At 56.5% G+C, this 18,188-nt stretch carries 14 protein-coding genes; 9 read left to right on the forward strand and 5 right to left on the reverse strand.

Translation table 11 applies throughout. The annotated features are described in order from the left end of the window. The first annotated feature begins 98 nt into the window (after positions 1–98). The 4 genes from ACRQ84_RS17100 to ACRQ84_RS17115 all read left to right on the forward strand — a co-directional run bounded on the left by ACRQ84_RS17100 (position 99) and on the right by ACRQ84_RS17115 (position 4,865). Positions 99–1,286: an MFS transporter gene (locus tag ACRQ84_RS17100; protein WP_483816668.1), complete on the forward strand. Its 1,188-nt coding sequence runs from the start codon at positions 99–101 to the stop codon at positions 1,284–1,286. A gap of 339 nt (positions 1,287–1,625) precedes the next feature. Further along, on the forward strand, positions 1,626–1,835 hold the full coding sequence (locus ACRQ84_RS17105) for a YdgH/BhsA/McbA family protein (protein WP_007888545.1): 210 nt from the start codon (positions 1,626–1,628) through the stop codon (positions 1,833–1,835). Between the two features lie 214 nt (positions 1,836–2,049). Next, positions 2,050–3,102 (forward strand): 7-bladed beta-propeller protein YncE, encoded by a 1,053-nt coding sequence (locus ACRQ84_RS17110; protein ID WP_483816669.1) that lies wholly within the window; start codon positions 2,050–2,052, stop codon positions 3,100–3,102. Between the two features lie 122 nt (positions 3,103–3,224). Beyond that, on the forward strand, positions 3,225–4,865 hold the full coding sequence (locus ACRQ84_RS17115; RefSeq protein WP_483816670.1) for a dihydroxyacetone kinase subunit DhaK: 1,641 nt from the start codon (positions 3,225–3,227) through the stop codon (positions 4,863–4,865). A gap of 166 nt (positions 4,866–5,031) precedes the next feature. On the opposite strand, the gene sbmA is transcribed toward ACRQ84_RS17115, so the two are convergent. After that, positions 5,032–6,267 carry a peptide antibiotic transporter SbmA gene (gene sbmA, locus ACRQ84_RS17120; protein WP_483816671.1) on the reverse strand — a complete coding sequence of 412 codons (1,236 nt, stop codon included), beginning with the start codon at positions 6,265–6,267 and terminating at the stop codon, positions 5,032–5,034. Between the two features lie 281 nt (positions 6,268–6,548). Between sbmA and ACRQ84_RS17125 the strand changes: the two genes are divergently transcribed. Genes ACRQ84_RS17125 through ACRQ84_RS17135 form a run of 3 tightly spaced genes read left to right on the forward strand, consistent with a single transcriptional unit; the run spans position 6,549 to position 10,401 of the window. Next, positions 6,549–7,283, forward strand: coding sequence for a gluconate 2-dehydrogenase subunit 3 family protein (locus ACRQ84_RS17125; RefSeq protein ID WP_064737867.1), 735 nt, complete (start codon positions 6,549–6,551; stop codon positions 7,281–7,283). Positions 7,284–7,285: 2 nt separating this feature from the next. Then, positions 7,286–9,070: a GMC family oxidoreductase gene (locus tag ACRQ84_RS17130; protein ID WP_064737866.1), complete on the forward strand. Its 1,785-nt coding sequence runs from the start codon at positions 7,286–7,288 to the stop codon at positions 9,068–9,070. An 11-nt stretch (positions 9,071–9,081) separates the two neighbouring features. Next, the gene (locus tag ACRQ84_RS17135) at positions 9,082–10,401 is read left to right on the forward strand and encodes a c-type cytochrome (RefSeq protein ID WP_064737865.1); all 1,320 of its coding nucleotides are present in this window, start codon (positions 9,082–9,084) and stop codon (positions 10,399–10,401) included. Positions 10,402–10,499: 98 nt separating this feature from the next. On the opposite strand, the gene ACRQ84_RS17140 is transcribed toward ACRQ84_RS17135, so the two are convergent. The 4 genes from ACRQ84_RS17140 to ACRQ84_RS17155 form a co-directional block, all read right to left on the reverse strand. Continuing rightward, a complete protein-coding gene (locus tag ACRQ84_RS17140; RefSeq protein WP_483816672.1) occupies positions 10,500–11,927 on the reverse strand; it encodes an MFS transporter in 1,428 nt (475 codons plus the stop codon). Between the two features lie 190 nt (positions 11,928–12,117). After that, on the reverse strand, positions 12,118–13,638 hold the full coding sequence (gene abgT, locus ACRQ84_RS17145) for a p-aminobenzoyl-glutamate transporter (protein ID WP_483816673.1): 1,521 nt from the start codon (positions 13,636–13,638) through the stop codon (positions 12,118–12,120). A gap of 192 nt (positions 13,639–13,830) precedes the next feature. Beyond that, entirely contained in the window at positions 13,831–15,276 is a 1,446-nt protein-coding gene (locus tag ACRQ84_RS17150; RefSeq protein WP_483816674.1) for a M20 family metallopeptidase, read from the reverse strand. Then, on the reverse strand, positions 15,273–16,586 hold the full coding sequence (locus ACRQ84_RS17155; RefSeq protein WP_064737861.1) for an amidohydrolase: 1,314 nt from the start codon (positions 16,584–16,586) through the stop codon (positions 15,273–15,275). Before ACRQ84_RS17155 ends, ACRQ84_RS17150 begins: the two co-directional genes overlap by 4 nt. Before the next feature lie 113 nt (positions 16,587–16,699). On the opposite strand from ACRQ84_RS17155, the gene ACRQ84_RS17160 reads away from it, so the two are divergent. Both ACRQ84_RS17160 and yjdN read left to right on the forward strand, forming a co-directional pair. Then, positions 16,700–17,602, forward strand: coding sequence for a LysR family transcriptional regulator (locus ACRQ84_RS17160; RefSeq protein ID WP_064737860.1), 903 nt, complete (start codon positions 16,700–16,702; stop codon positions 17,600–17,602). Positions 17,603–17,680: 78 nt separating this feature from the next. Further along, complete coding sequence (yjdN, locus tag ACRQ84_RS17165; protein ID WP_483816675.1) at positions 17,681–18,112, forward strand: VOC family metalloprotein YjdN; 432 nt, start codon at positions 17,681–17,683, stop codon at positions 18,110–18,112. Positions 18,113–18,188: the final 76 nt, after the last annotated feature.

Consider the following 18,188-nt stretch of genomic DNA (forward strand, 5'->3'; position numbering starts at 1 on the left):
TCCAGACGAATAATCAAAAAACAAAGTTTCTGCATCATAGATCGTCTTATGATCAGTCACTATGCTTAACGCTAAATATTTTGTGATGGGGATCACAGATGAGCCTGGATACTGAAATAGTCGAAACACCCTTAGAAGTGGACAAACCGGCGTGGGGCGCCGTATTTGCCATGGCGTTTGGCGTGTTCGGCCTGATTACCGCAGAATTTCTGCCGGTAAGCTTGCTGACGCCGATTGCCGACACGCTGCATATTAGCGAAGGGCAGGCGGGACAAACCGTTACCGTCACCGCGCTGGTGGCGCTGCTGACCAGTTTGGTGATCGGCAATGTGACGCGTCAGCTCGATCGCCGCTTAGTGATGCTGGCGTTTACCTTGTTGCTGATTGCCTCTGCGCTGCTGGTGGCCTTTGCCGAGAATTTGCCGATGATTCTGCTGGCCCGTGTGCTGCTGGGCATTGCGATTGGTGGCTTCTGGACGCTTTCCACGGCGATTACCATGCGTCTGGTGCCGAGCGATCAGGTGCCGCGTGCGCTCTCTATCGTGTTTAGCGGTATTTCGTTGGCGACCATTATTGCTGCACCGCTCGGGAGCTATCTGGGTGGCATTATCGGCTGGCGTAACATCTTCATACTGACGGCCGCGCTCGGCGTGCTGGCACTGTTGTGGCAGTTCTTCACGCTGCCCGCGATGCCGCCGGTCAATAAAGCGCGCAGCGGTGGCGTGTTGGATCTGCTACGTAAAAGCGTGATGCGTTGGGGCATGTTGGCGGTGATCATGATGTTTACCGGCCACTTCGCCTTCTTTACTTACCTGCGTCCGTTCCTCGAAGGCACAGCGCAGCTCAACGTTAATCAGCTGTCGCTGGTGCTGCTGGCGTTCGGCGTGGCGAATTTCTTCGGTACGTCGCTGGCCGGTTATCTGGTGACGCGCAGCGTATCGTTGACGCTAACGGCGATGGCGCTGGTAATGAGCGTGACGGCGCTGCTGCTGGTGAGTTTTGGCGATGTGTCGTGGCTGGTGGCGGCGGGTGTCGCGCTGTGGGGCCTGGCGTTTGGTTCGATGCCTACCGGTTGGTCAACGTGGATTTCCCGCGCGGTGCCGGACGATGCGGAATCGGGCGGCGGTTTACTGGTCGCCACCATTCAGTTGGCAATCACCGCCGGTGCCGCCGCCGGTGGCTGGATGTTTGATCTGCAAGGTGCAGGCGGCGTATTCCTCGCCAGCGGTGTGCTGATGCTGCTCGCTGCCATCACCATCTTTACCCGCGTACGTCATCACGGTTAATAACGACCAGGTCGCCATAAAATGGCGTTCCTACCACACCGCCAGGTCGCCATAAATGGCGACCCTACAACACCGTAAGGTCGCCATTTATGGCGACCTGATTGATAGCCGCATGAATTTTTATAAACACCTATCACAGCCATTCATCCTGCCTTCTAACTAAATGTCAGTTTTTTAACCGTTTGTATAAAGGTTAATCCAAATGTGCTATTTACGTTCAAAATAATCGAACAACTACGGCAAATCTCTCCGCTTTTTACTGATCAATTCTGCGCCTATTATATCTCTCAACAAGGCGATGACGCCTTACTCAATCAAACGTACATTAAGGAATTGACCATGAAATCTATCAAAACTTTTGCTGCTGTTGTTGCTCTTACCGTTCTGCCATTCGCTAGCTTTGCACAAAGCATCACTGCAACAGCTTCAACGCTGGATGGTGCAGAAGCGCAAATCGCTGCTCAGGCGCACGAAGCTGGTGCTTCCTATAAAGTGACCGAAGCCAACTTCAACAACGGCGTGCACATGACTGCTGAACTGACCAAATAAGTTGCGTTAACGTTCTGTGCTGACAGGGTGCCTTTGGGCGCCCTGGCGGCGTTTGTCAGCGGATAAAATCCTGTCACTCCTCCTCCGAAATGATTACTATTCTCAAACAATAAAACCCTTTGTCGGCTCGCCTTGAGCTGTCTTTTTACCATTGGTTGTAATGTCGAGCTTTCACTTCACTGCCATCAGGCGGTGTTTTTGCTATGGAGAAGTTATGAAGGCGAATAAAAAATCGTGGGCGCTGCGTCCACTGCTGCTGGCAACGGCGCTGTTCTCAACCTCTGCGGTCATGGCGGCGGAGTCTCAGCCGTTGAACCAGGTGATCTCAAAAGGAGCTTACGAGCTGGCGTTCAGCAACAGCGATAACGCGCTGTTCCTCGCGACCGCACAGAGCACAACCGACAAAAAAGGCGGCACCGTTTATCGCCTCGATCCGCAGGATCTGGCGGTGAAGCAAACCATCAACACCGATCTGCCGACTTTTGGCGCGGCGATTAATCAGAAAACCAATATTCTCTATCTCGGCAACACGCGCGATGCTGCACTGACCGCAGTGGATGCGACCAGCGGCAAAGTGATCAACACGCTGGTGCTGGATGGCCGCAAGCGGAGCGAAAGCGTGCGTCCGCTGCAGCCGCGCCAGCTGGCCGTCGATCCGGCCACCGATCGCGTTTATATCACCGGGCTTGGTGAGCAGAGCGTGGTGTGGGTGGTGGATGGCAAAACCCTGAAACTGATCAGCACCGTGCCGAACACCGGCAAAATGGGCACCGGTTTGGCGATCGATTCTGCCGCGCAGAAACTCTACGTCACCAATGCGAATAACGAGCTGGTAACCATCAATACGCGCCTGAACGCGATTGAAAAGCGCCAAAAAATTGAGGGCGATAAAGAGCACTTCTTCCTCAATATCTCGCTGGATACTCAAGGCCATCGCGCGTTCCTCAGCGACTCTAAACAAGCGCAGGTGCTGGTGTTGGATACCCGTACGCAGCAGGTGATCCACAAGATCGATGTACCGGAATCGCTAGCGGTATTGTTCAATGCCGATCGTGATGAGCTGTATGTCACTCACCGTAAAGCCGGCGAAATCAGCATCATCGACGCCAGTAGCTACAAAGTGAAACGCACGGTGAAAGCACCAGGCTTGCCAAACAGCCTGGCGCTGTCTGCTGATGGCAAAACCCTGTTTGTCAGCATCAAACAGCCGGGTTCACGCAAAGAACCGCCGAAGAATCCGGATAGCGTTCTTCGTATCGCCTTATAAGCGGTAATAGTCTGAATTAGTGGGCGGCTTGTGCCGCCCTCTGCATTTCCGCACTTCGCACAGCCAATTTTCCCCGCACATACGCTACCTTGTAGAGCAACAACACCATAAGAGAGGACGCTATGAGCCAGTTTTTTATGCACGAAAAAAACGATCTGGTGAACCAGGCCATCGAAGGGATTTTACTCAGTACGCCGTGGCATAACCTCAGTCGCCTCGATCTCGGTGATGAGATTCGGGTGGTGGTGCGTTCGGACTGGGATAAGAGCAAAGTGGCGCTGATCTCGGGTGGCGGTTCCGGTCATGAACCGGCCCATGCCGGATTTGTCGGGAAGGGCATGCTGACGGCCGCAGTGTGCGGCGATATTTTTGCTTCGCCAAGTGTCGATGCGGTGCTGAATGCCATTGTGAACGTCACCGGCGACGCCGGTTGCCTGCTGATTGTGAAAAACTACACCGGCGACCGCCTCAACTTTGGTCTGGCGGCCGAGAAAGCCAAAAACCTGGGCTACAAGGTTGAGTTGGTGATGGTGCAGGATGATATCGCGCTGCCAGAAAACCCGCAGCCGCGCGGCATTGCCGGAACCGTGCTGGTACACAAAATCGCTGGCTTTGCGGCAGAGCAGGGACAATCGCTGGATGAAGTGAAAGCGCTGGCACAGCGCGCGATTGATGCCACATCGTCAATAGGTTTGGCTTTTGGCACCTGTCATGTGCCAGGCGAAAAACGTGATGAACGCGTCGAGCCGGGGCACAGCGAACTTGGCATGGGCATTCATGGCGAACCGGGCGTGGTGACGCTTGATACGCAAAACAGCCGCCAAATCACCAGCATCATGTCCGACAAACTGGCGCAGGCGCTGCCCGACGGCAAGCAGGCGCTGTTGTTGATCAACAATCTGGGCGGCTTCTCGCAGCTGGAGCTGGCGCTGTTAACGCGCGAAGTCTTGCAGTCGCCGCTGGCGGCGCGCATCACGCATCTGATTGGCCCGGCGACGCTGGTCAGCGCGCTGGATATGAAAGGTTTCTCGCTCTCGCTGCTGGCACTGGAAGAGCCGTTTCTGGCCGCATTAAACGCGCCGGTTCAGGTGCTGGGTTGGGTGCCGGTGTATGACTTTGCGCCGATCAGCCTGCAACGTGCCGAGAAAATCGGTAGCGTGCTGGATTTTGATGCGTCAGAAAATGCCGATGTGGCAAAGATTATCGAGAACGTCACGCAGACGCTGATCGATCTGGAAAGTGAGCTGAACGCGTTGGATGCCAAAGTGGGCGACGGCGATACCGGTTCAACCTTTGCCGCCGGGGCGAAGAAGATTCAGCGCGGCCTGCGTGATAAACAGCTGCCGCTGAATGAGCTGCCCACCTTACTGGCACTGATTGGCGAGCAACTGGCCACGGTGATGGGCGGATCGAGTGGCGTATTGATGTCGATTCTGTTCACCAGCGCCGGTCAGCAGTTGGAAGAGGGCCGCGCGCTGCCGCAGGCGCTGATGCACGGGCTGGAACGCATGAAGCATTATGGCGGCGCTCAGCCGGGCCATCGTACGTTGGTGGATGCACTGCAACCGGCGCTGGAAGCGCTAGTGGCGGGTGAGTCGCTGGCGGCGGCGGCAGACGCGGCTCAACAAGGCGCGGATGCGACTGCGCAGATGCAGAGCGCCAAAGCGGGACGCTCGGCCTATCTGAATCAGCAAAGTCTGGATGGGGTGAAAGATCCCGGCGCGTATGCGATTGAGACGGTGTTTGCGGTGTTGGCGCGTTGATGAAGCTGTAGCCAGGTCGCCATTAATGGCGACCCTACGATGTAGGGTGCGCATTCATGCGCACCGTTCCAATGGACGCAGAATGGGTTAACGCATTCATGCGCACCGTTTCAATGGACGCAGAATGGGTTAACGCATTCATGCGCACCGTTTCAACATCCGCACCTTATTCCGCCGCTTCGCGCATCATCTCGTCGTGCGGGATATCATTCAGAATCTGCTCGAAACTGCGCAGACGTTTGTAGATCGACATTAGTTCCACCAGTGTCGACCACGAGGTAATGAGATACTGGAATGACGAACGCACCTGGTCAAACACGTTATTGATCTGGTTCATCAAACCTAACGTAATCGATGCGGTAACGATCGAAGGTAATAGTAAAAACAGGCCAAACAGGTTATCGACCTGCAAATAGAGAATGCGGGTGATGTTGAAGTACAGGTAATGAAAATAGAGGCGGAAATAGTTATAGCGTACGCGGCTGAACAACTCGGCTACCGTTGGTGGTGCCGCACGATCGGCATTATCTTCACCGTACACCAGCTCTTTACGGTATGCCGCTTCAACCCGTTGATTACGGAACTCCAGCCCCGGTAATTTGATGCCTACCAGCGCCAGCAAACCGGTGCCAAATATCGACCACAGCAGCGCAGCAATCACCAATGCATAAGGCAGGTTGCCCAGAATCGGCACCTCTTTTACGTGGGGCGATAGCGCAACCAGCACCGGCAAGAAAGCCACCAGCGTCATAATTGCCTGGATAAAATTAACGCCCCAATCTTCAAGCGTGCTGGCAAAACGCATGGTGTCTTCCTGCACACGCTGCGCCGCACCTTCAATGTGACGCAATCGCTGCCAGTTGTGCATATAGTAGTTGTTCATGGCCGTTCGCCAGCGGAATATCCAGTGGCTGATAAAGAACGAACTCATCACGCCAATTACCACCGCAATCAGCGCAATGCCGAGGAAAGCGGTGAGCTGATGGTAAAAATCGTCAATGGTCACGGCATTCGCTTTGCTCAGCGCTTTCTGAATCATGTCGCCAAACGGATTATACCAGGCGTTAATCGCCACGCTCACCTGGACGCTGAACCACGTAATAAAGATGATTAATGCGGCTCCCCACACCGACCAGCGCTGCCACGGATGGTTATCGATCACTCGCCACGCAAGGCCAAAGATACCGGCAACAATCCAGTAATAAGCATAAAACCACAGTTGGCTGGCGTGAATGAAACGGCTGGCATTAGTCGGTAAGGGCTGCTGCATGGCCGCCTGCAACGCAGGCCAGCGTGCTGGGAAGTCACTGAAATAGCCAAACCACGCAAATATTGCTAACAAACTCCAAATCGCAGCTGAGCTGAAAAACAGCGTTGGCCGCGGAAAAAAGGACTTAAACATAGGCACTCCGCTGTTGAGTAAATGATTTTATAACGCTTTTATCATTCTTTGTCTGTTTTGAGACGTTTCTTGCAGTAACAAGGCGAATCAGTACCAGAAGATGATGTTAATGAATTTGTGCTTATTTGTATCTGTGAGCTAAATCTTTAGATGTTGAAGTGTTAAACTAACGCGCATTGTTACCGGTAACAGTCACATTTCTGCCCCGTAACAGCAAAAAAATCATTACCAGGCTTGTAGTTAACGTTTATTCCGCGCCTTGTGCGGATAGAGGCAATGTCATGTCAGAACAAAAAAATGGTCACACTCGCAGAGACTTTCTGCTGAGAACCATCACCCTGGCGCCGGCAATGGCGGTGGGCAGTACGGCGATGGGCGCACTGGTGGCACCGATGGCCGCCGGGGCAGCAGAGCAAGATTCGTCATCACAACAGGCGCGCAGCTACCAGCCAAACTGGTTCACCGCCGAAGAGTTTGCCTTTATCACTGCGGCCGTGGCGCGCCTGATCCCCAGCGATGAACGCGGTCCTGGCGCACTTGAAGCCGGCGTGCCGGAGTTTATCGATCGCCAAATGAACACGCCGTATGCCACCGGTAACAACTGGTATATGCAAGGCCCGTTCAATCCCGATCTGCCTAAAGAGTTGGGTTATCAGCTGCCGCTGGTGCCGCAACAGATCTACCGTCTCGGCCTTGCCGATGCCGATGGCTGGAGCAAAAAACAGCACGGCAAAGTGTTCGCTGAATTGACAGGCGAACAGCAGGACGCGCTGCTCACGGCTTTTGAAAGCGGTAGCGCTGAGTTCCCGCAGCTGCCGGCAAAAACCTTCTTCTCTTTCCTGCTGCAGAATACCCGTGAAGGTTACTTCAGCGATCCAATCCACGGCGGCAATCAAGGCATGGTGGGCTGGAAGCTAATTGGCTTCCCTGGCGCACGTGCTGACTTTATGGATTGGGTGGAACGCGGTGAACGTTATCCGTTCCCGTCAGTGGATATTCGCGGGGAGAGGACGTAAGCGTGGCAAATGAATTGAAAAAAGTAGATGCGGTAGTCGTCGGTTTCGGCTGGGCGGGCGCCATCATGGCGAAAGAGCTGACCGAAGCGGGCCTGAATGTGGTCGCGCTGGAGCGCGGTCCGCATCGCGATACCTATCCGGATGGATCGTATCCGCAATCGATTGATGAACTGACCTATAACATCCGCAAAAAGCTGTTCCAGGATCTGTCGAAAAGCACCGTGACCATCCGTCACGATGCGTCGCAGACCGCTGTGCCGTATCGTCAGCTGGCGGCATTCCTGCCGGGCACCGGCACCGGCGGCGCAGGGCTGCACTGGTCAGGCGTGCATTTCCGCGTTGACCCGGTAGAACTCAACCTGCGCAGCCACTACGAGCAGCGTTACGGTAAAAACTTCATCCCGGAAGGCATGACGATTCAGGATTTCGGCGTCAATTATGACGAACTGGAACCGTTCTTCGATCAGGCCGAGAAAGTGTTCGGCACTTCGGGCAGCGCCTGGTCAATCAAAGGCAAGCTGCTGGGCAAAGAGAAGGGCGGCAACCCCTACGCGCCAGACCGTTCCAGCGACTTCCCGTTGCCGGCACAAAAGCGCACCTACTCGGCGCAGCTGTTCGCGCAGGCGGCGGAATCTGTCGGTTATCATCCTTATGATATGCCATCTGCCAACACCTCTGGCCCGTACACCAACACCTACGGCGCACAGATGGGCCCGTGCAACTTCTGCGGTTTCTGCAGCGGTTACGCCTGCTACATGTATTCCAAAGCGTCGCCGAACGTCAACATCCTGCCGGCGCTGCGTCAGGAGCCAAAGTTCGAGCTGCGCAACAACGCTTACGTGCTGCGCGTTAATCTGACTGACGATAAAAAGCGCGCCACCGGCGTGACCTATCTTGATGGTCAGGGCCGTGAAGTGGTGCAGCCGGCGGATCTGGTGATCCTGTCGGCGTTCCAGTTCCACAACGTGCATTTGATGCTGCTGTCCGGCATCGGCAAGCCGTATAACCCGATTTCCAACGAAGGTGTGGTAGGCCGTAACTTTGCCTACCAGAACATCTCGACGCTGAAGGCGCTGTTCGATAAAAACACCACCACCAACCCGTTTATCGGTGCTGGTGGTGCAGGTGTGGCGGTGGATGATTTCAACGCCGATAACTTCGATCACGGCCCGCACGGTTTCGTCGGCGGTTCGCCATTCTGGGTGAATCAGGCCGGTACTAAGCCGATCTCCGGTTTGCCGACGCCGAAAGGCACGCCAAACTGGGGCAGCCAGTGGAAAGCCGCAGTAGCGGATACCTACAACCATCACATCTCGATGGATGCGCACGGCGCGCATCAGTCTTATCGCGCCAACTATCTCGATCTCGATCCGAACTACAAAGATGCCTACGGCCAGCCGCTGCTGCGTATGACCTTTGACTGGCAGGATAACGACATCAAGATGGCGCAGTTCATGATCGGCAAGATGCGCAAAATCACCGAAGCGATGAACCCGAAAATGATCATCGGCGGCGCGAAAGGGCCGGGCTCGCACTTCGATACTACCGTGTATCAAACCACGCACATGAGCGGCGGGGCGATCATGGGTGAAGACCCGAAAACCAGCGCAGTGAACCGTTATCTGCAGAGCTGGGATGTGTCTAACGTGTTTGTGCCAGGCGCTTCGGCGTTCCCGCAGGGACTCGGCTACAACCCGACCGGCATGGTCGCCGCGTTGACCTATTGGTCAGCCAAAGCGATTCGTGAACAGTATCTGAAAAACCCCGGCCCGCTGGTACAGGCATAAGGAACACGGCGATGATCAAAAGCATTTTAGCCCTGTTTCTGGGCACGATGACGTTCGCCGCAGTGGCGGACGAAGCAGGTTCGGACGCGTTGGTGAAGCGCGGTGAGTATCTGGCGCGTGCGGGTGACTGCGTGGCGTGTCACAGCGCGCAAGGCGGCCAGCCGTTTGCCGGTGGACTGCCAATGGCAACGCCGATCGGCACCATTTATTCCACCAACATCACGCCGGACAAAGCGACCGGTATTGGTGACTACAGCTACGATGACTTCCAGAAAGCGGTACGTCACGGCGTAGCGAAAAATGGCGACACGCTCTATCCGGCGATGCCCTATCCGTCGTACGCGGTGGTCAGCGATGACGACATGAAGGCGCTGTATGCCTACTTCATGCACGGCGTGCAGCCGGTGGCGCAGGCCAATAAAGAGAGCGACATTCCGTGGCCGCTGTCGATGCGTTGGCCGCTTTCGATCTGGCGCGGCATCTTTGCGCCGGACGTAAAAGCGTTCCAGCCAGCAGCACAGGAAGATCCGCAACTGGCACGCGGTCGCTATCTGGTGGAAGGCCTCGGTCACTGTGGCGCCTGCCACACGCCGCGCAGCATCACCATGCAGGAAAAAGCGCTTAACAACGACGAGGGCAATAACTATCTCGCCGGCAGCAGCGCGCCAATTGATGGCTGGACCGCCAGCAATCTGCGTGGCGACAACCGCGATGGTTTAGGCCGCTGGAGTGAAGACGATCTCAAGCAGTTCCTGCGCTTTGGCCGCAACGATCACACCGCCGTGTTTGGTGGCATGACCGATGTGGTGCAGCACAGCCTGCAATATCTGAACGATGAGGATATCAGTGCGATTGCTAAGTATCTGAAATCACTCGGCGCGAAAGATCCAAATCAGGCGGTGTTTAAGCAGGATGATGCGGTCGCGAAAGCGTTGTGGAAAGGTGACGACAGCCAGCCAGGCGCATCGACTTACGTCGATAGCTGTGCGGCGTGCCACAAAACCGACGGCAGCGGTTATCAGCGCTTCTATCCAGCGCTGCGCGGCAATCCGGTGGTGATGGCGGATGATCCGACCTCGCTGATTCATATTGTGTTGGTCGGCGGCACCTTGCCAGGCGTGCAAGGCGCACCAACGGCGATCACCATGCCGGCATTCGGCTGGCGCATGAACGATCAGCAGGTGGCGGATGTAGTGAACTTTATCCGTGGCAGCTGGGGCAATGGTGTGAAGTCGAGCGTATCTGCTAAGGATGTGGCGGAATTACGTAAAGACGAAACCGTGCAGTCGAAACAGGGCAGTGCGGATATTAAGGTGTTAGAGGGGCAGTAAATGTGAGTTGGTGCGGTTTGTGAACCGGTCGGCATAAATGCCGACCCTACAAAACCGCACCGCACATGTAGGGTGCGCATTCATGCGCACCTGGATCCTCAAATATTCTCCAAATCCATCCCCCGGGTTTTCGGCCCGTAAATTCCCACCGACAGCATCACAATCAACATGCTCAGCACGATAAAGGCGATCACGCCCTGGCTGCCGGCATACTGCAAAATAATGCCAATCAAAATACTGCTGAACACCGTCGACAGGCGGCTGAACGAGTAGCAGAAGCCCACCGCGCGGGCGCGAATGTGCGTTGGGAAAATCTCGGTCTGATAAGCGTGATAGCTGAAGGTTAGCCATGCATTGCTGTAGGTGATCAGGAAACCGCAGATGATCATCAGCACCGGATTCGTCATAAACGCAAACAGCGTGCCGAACACTACCGTCATCAGCGATGAAAATACGATTTGCCATTTGTTCTCGAGTTTATCGGCGTAGCGGCTGCAAATCAGCGAGCCGAGCGGGTAGGCCAGCGTAATGAAAAACGCATACAGCAGGCTGTGCGTAACGGTAGCGCCTTTGCCCGACAGCAGCGCCGGCAGCCAGTTGCCGAAGCCAAAGAAGCCAATTGCCTGGAAGAAGTTCATCACCACCAGCATCAGCGTGCGCTTGCGATACGCCGGAGCCCAAATCTCACTGAAGCGGCCATGTTTAGGTTGGCTCGCTGCCTGCTGTCCCCCATCCCGGCTTTCCCCCACCAGTGGGGGAAGGGGAGAAGAGATACCACAGCGTTGCTCCATCGCACTCAGCACCTGATGCGCTTCCTGATGGCGCCCTTGCTGCGCTAGCCAGCGTGCCGATTCCGGCAGGTTTTTACGAATCAGCCAGATCACCAGCGAGCAGACCGCACCGGCAATCACTACCCAGCGCCAGCCTTCAAGGCTGAGGATGGTTTGCGGTACCAGCCACCACGACATCAGTGCCACCGTCGGTACCGACAGGAACTGGATAAAGAACGAGTAGGCGAACGCGCGGCTGCGCAGATGCGCCGGCACCCATTCGGAAAGATAGGTGTCGATGGTCACCAGCTCGACGCCAAGGCCAATCCCCACCAGGAAGCGGAACAGGATGATCATCTCCGCGCTCTGCTGGAACGCCATTAGCAGCGAAAATGCGCCGTACCATGCCAGCGCGCACATAAAGGTGAGGCGGCGGCCAAAGCGGTCGGCGTAAGGTGCCAGCAGGCTGGCGCCGACAAACAGACCGAGGAAAGTGGCGGAGGCAAATGCGGCCTGATCGGCGATGCCGAATACACCCGCAGAACCGGTATGAAACACGCCCGCCGCAACCAGGCCGGAGCTGATGTAGCCAGTTTCAAACAGGTCGTAGAGCTCAAAGAAGCCGCCCAGCGCCAATAGCGTGATAAAACGCCATAAGCCGGCGGATGAGGGCAGCGCATCTATGCGCCCGGCTAAGGTGCGGCGATCCGCGCTCATGTGATCGTTCGCCATCCCTGTCGACGTGATGGTTGTCATTGTTATGTAAACCTCGGTGTTTGCAAAACTCGCTGACGGCTGAGAGTGGTTTTAAAAATAATTAACCGTTAGCAAGCGAAGGAATAGCAGGATAATAAATTCAGTACGGGTTGCCGAGAGGCAGGACGGTGACATTTTGGCAACATACGTTGCAGTTCACAGAAAAGTGATCGCCATCCGTGGCGCAGGGTTAGTGCAGGCTGGGATAGACGCCCGGACCGATCGGTAAGCCGAGCGCATACCATGCCAGCAACAGCACAATCCAGGTGCTAAAGAACACTAAGGGATAGGGGAAGATCAGCACGTAATAAGTGCCGAGTTGTGCATCTTTTTGATAGCGCTGCAGGAAGCCGAGGAACAGCGGCAGGAAGGGCGACATTGGTGCCAGCGGCAATACCGCAGAATCGGCGATGCGGAAGATCATCTGCGCAAACGCCGGATGGAAGCCAAGCAGCATAAACATCGGCACAAACACCGGCGCGAGAATCGACCAGATGGCCGATCCGCTGGCGATAAACATGCACAGGAACGCTGACAGGAACATCAAGCCCATAAACGCCGGTGCACCGCTAATGCCCGCGCTCTCCAGCACATCGGTCAGGCCGATGGCCATAAATTTGCCCATGTTGCTCCAGTTGAAGAAGGCAACAAACTGCGACAGCGGAAACACCATCACAATAAAGCCCGCCATGCTCTTCATCGGATCTACCAGCAGCTGCGGGATATCATCCGCGCGGCGAATCTGCTTCGTTACCGCGCCATAGGCAATCGCCACCACAAAGAAGAACAGGATGATGATCGGCACAATGCCCTGAATAAACGGCGAGGGAATGATGCCGCCGGTTTTTGGATTGCGCAGTGGCGCGTGTTCTGGCACCACCAGCAGCGCCAGCAACGCGATAAATATCAGCGCGGCGATACCGGCGGCTTTCAGGCCGCGATTCTCCAGCGCGGTGAGCGGCGGCAGACGATCGTTGTTGCCGCCGTTCCACGCGGGCAGGCGCGGCTCGACAAACTTATCGGTCAGCAGCGCCCCGGCGATGGTTAGCACAATCACCGAGCTGGCCATAAAGAACCAGTTGTCGATAACACTAACGTGCACGGTGTCGCTCACCGCTTTGGCGGCTTCGGTGCTAATGCCCGACAGCAGCACATCGGTGGTAACAATCAGCAGGTTGGCGGTAAAACCGGACGCCACACCGGCAATCGCCGCCATTAAACCCGCCACCGGATGACGTCCCACTGCGAGGAAGATCAGCGCGCCGAGTGGCGGCATCACCACCAGCGCGGCATCGGAAGAGATGTGGCTGAAGAAAGCAATAAACAGCACCATGTAGCTGGCGTAACGACGGCTCACGCGTGAGGCCATTTTCACCATCAACGACTGCAGCAGGCCAACTTTTTCCGCCAGACCGGCACCAATCACCAGCGCCAGAATCGATCCCAACGGCGTGAAACCGCTGAAGTTTTTGATGATGTTGGGCAGGATCCACTGGATCCCGGTCGTGCTCAGCAGGTTGTTCACCCGCACCATTTCGCCGTTGGCTGGGTTTTTCACCGCCACATCGAGGCTGCTGAGAAGGGCAGTCGCGACCATCAGCACCACAATCAAATAGACGAACAGTAAAAATGGGTTTGGCACTTTATTGCCAACGCGTTCAATCCAGCTAAACAGCTTTCCGGGGCTGCGGTTCTCCGTGGTGGCTTCCATAGGTCAATCCTCGTTAGTCGTCTTGTGATGTTTGCATGCCCGCTTGGGGGCTATATTTTTTTGTTTTAAGGTCGTTTTTACTGCTCGTACATATCGTAGCGGCGCAATTTATTGCGCAATATCTGGATGGGCACGGAGTCGCCATTCAAATGCGCGATGAATCGCGCCGCTACGGATGGTGCTTATTACTGCTTAGGACGCTAATTTCGACGGTGTTACGTCAGCAGGAATCGGACAAACGTATGCCTGCTCGCGGCGCACGCGCTGGAACTCATCGCGGCAACGCGCCAGCGCCTCGTCATCCTGCAGCAAGGTCAGCGCGGTGGCGGCCATCACTTTGGCGGCCAGACACATGCCTTTGTGCGCGATAGACGTGCGGCCCTGCGCCACCAGTTGCCAGGTGTGCAGCGGCGTACCAAAGGCGAAGCAGGGCGCAAAACACTGCGCGGTTGGCGTCACCCAACTCACATCGCCCACATCGGTTGAGCCATAAAGGATCTCGCGTGTCACTGCATAAGGCGCCACTTCATCCATTAACACCTTATCGCCCAGCGCCTCGGTCCAGGCGATGCCCGCTTCACCGCCGGTGCGCGCCGCATTGAGGCGCGCGTTGCGCAGATCGTCTTTGCTGAGCGTGGATCGAATCTCGCTGGCAAATGCCTGTTCCGCTTCACTGTAGTCAGGCAAACCAAACTGATGCAAATAGCGCTCCATCACGCTCTCCAGCGCGCGATTCGGGACGTAATTGGAGCAGGCTTTATCGAAGCGCACCGTCATCTGCGTGTCGGTCATCAGGGCCGCGCCCTTGGCGATGTTGATGACGCGCTGATAAATGTCCTGCGCCTGATCGAGCTGTGGCGCGCGAATCAGGTACAGCACTTCGGCATCGGCTTGCACCACATTGGGGGAGACGCCGCCCGCGTTGGTCACCGCATAGTGCAGCCGTGCTTCCTGCACGATGTGCTCGCGCAGGAAGTTGGCACCGGTGTTCATCAACGTCACCGCATCCAGCGCACTGCGTCCTAAATGCGGTGAGTTGGCCGCGTGCGCCGCCACGCCTTTGAAGCGGAAGGCGGCCTGGATATTGGCCAGCGTGCTGAGGTTAAACATGCCGCTGAAGCCTTCGGGATGCCAGGTGATTGCCGCGTCCACATCGTCAAACAGGCCTTCGCGCACCATAAAGGTTTTGCCGGATCCGCCTTCTTCGCCCGGACAGCCGTAAAAGCGCAGCGTGCCGCGCTGGCCGTGCTCTGCCCACCAGGCTTTGATGGCGAAAGCGGCGGCCAAACCGGCGGTGCCGAGCAGATTGTGGCCGCAGCCGTGACCGTTGCCGTTCTCCACCAGCGGCTGCGGCGTGGCGCAACCCGATTGCTGGCTCAAACCGGCCAGCGCATCGAACTCGCCAAGAAGGGCGATCACCGGTTTACCGCTGCCAATGCTGGCGACAAAGGCGGTGTCGATGTTGCCGACGCCGCGCTCAACGGTAAAGCCTTCCTGCTCCAGCGCATCGGCCAGCAGTGCGGAGGATTGGGTCTCTTCAAAGCGGGTTTCCGGCACGTCCCAGATGGCATCGCTCAGGGCGGTAAAACGCGGCTGGTTTTGGTTGATGTAGCGATCGATAAATTCGCTGTGGCTCATCGCTGGCCTCCAAACTGTGCTTGATTGAGTGCCAGCGTCGCCAGCGTGTAAACCGCGGTCGCCATGATCGCTTCGTCGAAATCAAACTTCGCGTTGTGATGGCCCGCCGCCAGTGCGCAGCCGAAAATCACATAGGAGGATTGGCCGCCGCGCTGCTGCACGCGCTCTAGCATGTAAGTGGCATCTTCGGAACCCGCCGCCTGTTTTTTCGTATCGACCACCGAGGTGAAAATGCCCAGCGTTTCGGCCTGCTGGTGGATGAACTCAACCCATGGCTGGCTCGGTGTGCAGCTGCGCGCGCCGCCCATCAGCTTGACGTCATACTCCACGCCGTACATCGCCGCCGCACCGGCAATCACACGCAGCGCCTGCTGATAGATATCGTCGTTAACCTGATTGCTGACGCCGCGCGTTTCCACCTTCATCAGCGCGCAGTCGGGCACCACATTGCGTCCAGTGCCCGCTTGTAATACGCCCACGTTGACGCGCGCCACGCCACCGCTGTGTTGTGGCAGATTGTGCAGCGCCAGCGTGGCCTGCGCCGCCGCCAGCAGGGCATTGCGGCCCTCTTCCGGTTTGCCGCCCGCGTGTGCGCCAACGCCGGTGAAATTCACATCCAGCTTGGTCGTGGCGAGGAAGCTGTCGCTGCCGCAGACGATTTCTCCGGCTGGCACGCCAGTGCCGAGATGGATGGCGGTAAACAGATCGACATCATCCACCACGCCCGCCGCCACCATGGCTTTGGCGCCGCGTACGCCTTCTTCAGCTGGCTGGAAGATGATTTTGAGGGTGCCGCTCAGCTGCGCTTTCATCTCCATCAACACACCCGCCAGCGCCAGGCCGATGGTGGTGTGTCCATCGTGGCCGCAGGCGTGCATCATGCCGGGATTGCAGGAGGCAAAGCCTTCCCGCGTTGGCAGATGATCGGCGGCGCGGCTTTCGTTTTGATCGAGCGCATCCATATCAACGCGGAAACCCATCACCGGCCCCGGACGACCGGTCTCTAGCGTGGCGACCACGCCACAAAATCCGCCTGAGAAGTGTTTAATCCACTGCGGCAATGCGCCTTGCTCCAGCGCGCGCGCTTCCTGCTGCGCCAGCACCTCAGCAGAGGGCAACCCCATGCGCGATTCAGCATCGATGACCTCGCGGCCCAGCTTGAGTTGATAACCAAGACGATGCAGCTCTTCTGCCACCAGCGTGGCGGTACGGAACTCCAGCCAGCCCGATTCGGCAAAATGATGCAGATCGCGACGCCAGGTTTGCATCTGCGGGATGCGCGCGTTGACGAGGTCAGACAGGGTTTTCATCGGCATTTCCTTTGTGTTGGTTTTTTATGCATTCATCCGAATCTACACATTGGTTTTAGCGCGCATAAGATGCGAATATCTTGCTACTGATAAACAACGGTTATCACCAAACTATGTCTGCGAACCTCAAACTTCATCAGCTGCGCGCGTTTGTTGACGTGGCGCGTCAGGGCAGCATTCGCGCCGCCAGCCGTTTGTCCGGGCTTTCACAGCCTGCGCTGACCAAAGCAATTCAGGAACTGGAGCTGGCGCTGGGCGCACGCCTGTTTGAGCGGCGTCAGCAGGGCGTTACGCTGACCGATATCGGTGATAACTTTTTTCAGCATGCCAGCCTGGTGCTGGAAGAGTTGCGGGTGGCGCAGGAAGATATTCAGCAGCGGCTGGGATTAGCCGGTGGGCGCGTTAATATCGGCGTGGGCGGCAGCATTGCACGCACCGTCATGCCGCAGGTGATCAATCAGTTTCACCGCGAGTATCCGCTGGTGAAGGTGCGGATTGTTGAAGGTCAGCTGGTTTCGATGGTGCATGAGCTGCGCCAGGGTGAGCTGGATTTCACTATCAATACCTACGATAAAAATCATCTCGATCAGGAGTTAGTTTTTGAACGGCTGATGGAGCGCGATTACCAGGTGGTGATGCGCAAAGGGCATCCGCTGGCGCATGCCCGCACGCTGGCCGAGCTGCAGCATTGCGACTGGACGATGCCGACACCGCAGGGGAGCTATTATCGGCTGCTGCACGATCTGTTCGGCGAGCGAGGTATGGCGCCTAACATCATCGTTACCTGCGAGACCTTTATGGCTTGCACCAGCCTGGTGGCGCGGAGCGATTTTGTCAGCATTATTTCGCGCGACGTGATTGAAGACCCCACGCACGGCGGCCAGCTAATTTCTCTCGAACTTGATGAACCGCTGCCGAAAGCCACGTTCTATTTAATTCAACGCAAAGACACCGCGCTGACGCCGATGAGCGCCTATATGGCGCAACTGTTCCGTCGCTATTGTCAGCAAAGGTAAGAGTGCGGCCCGGCTCGCAACGGTATAAATAATGCACACTACACTTGCAACTGGCGTTCCCTTTTTGGAGTACAGACCATGCAAGTTACCCCGTATGTGTTCTACAGCGGCCGCTGTGAAGAGGCGATTGCTTTCTATCTTGCTGCCACCGACGGCGAGCTACTGTTTAAGATGACCTATGGCGACATGCCGGATGAGACGCCGGTGGAAGATGAAGGTTGCCTCTCGGGTGTGCACTTTTCGCCGGAGCAGATCATGCATGCCCATCTGCGCATCGGGCAGGGCGAAATTATGCTAAGTGACGGCGCGCCACAGGCGGCGTATGGCGGTTTTGCTGTGAGTTTATCGACGCCGGATGAAGCGCAAGGGAAGCGTTGGTTTGATGCGTTGTCGGCGGGCGGTGAAGTGACAAAAAGCTGGGCACCCACGTTCTGGGCCAATGGCTTTGGCATGCTAACCGATAAGTTCGGCGTGCCGTGGATGGTGAATGCGTATAAACCGCAGAGTTAAGAGGGTACGATTTGCGACAAGGTGCGCGTAAATGCATTGGCTTTCTTCACCGACCTTAAAACGGTGCGCATAAATG

This window comes from Pantoea sp. E2023-21 (assembly GCF_051302795.1).
In the GTDB taxonomy this organism is placed as follows: domain Bacteria; phylum Pseudomonadota; class Gammaproteobacteria; order Enterobacterales; family Enterobacteriaceae; genus Pantoea; species Pantoea ludwigii_A.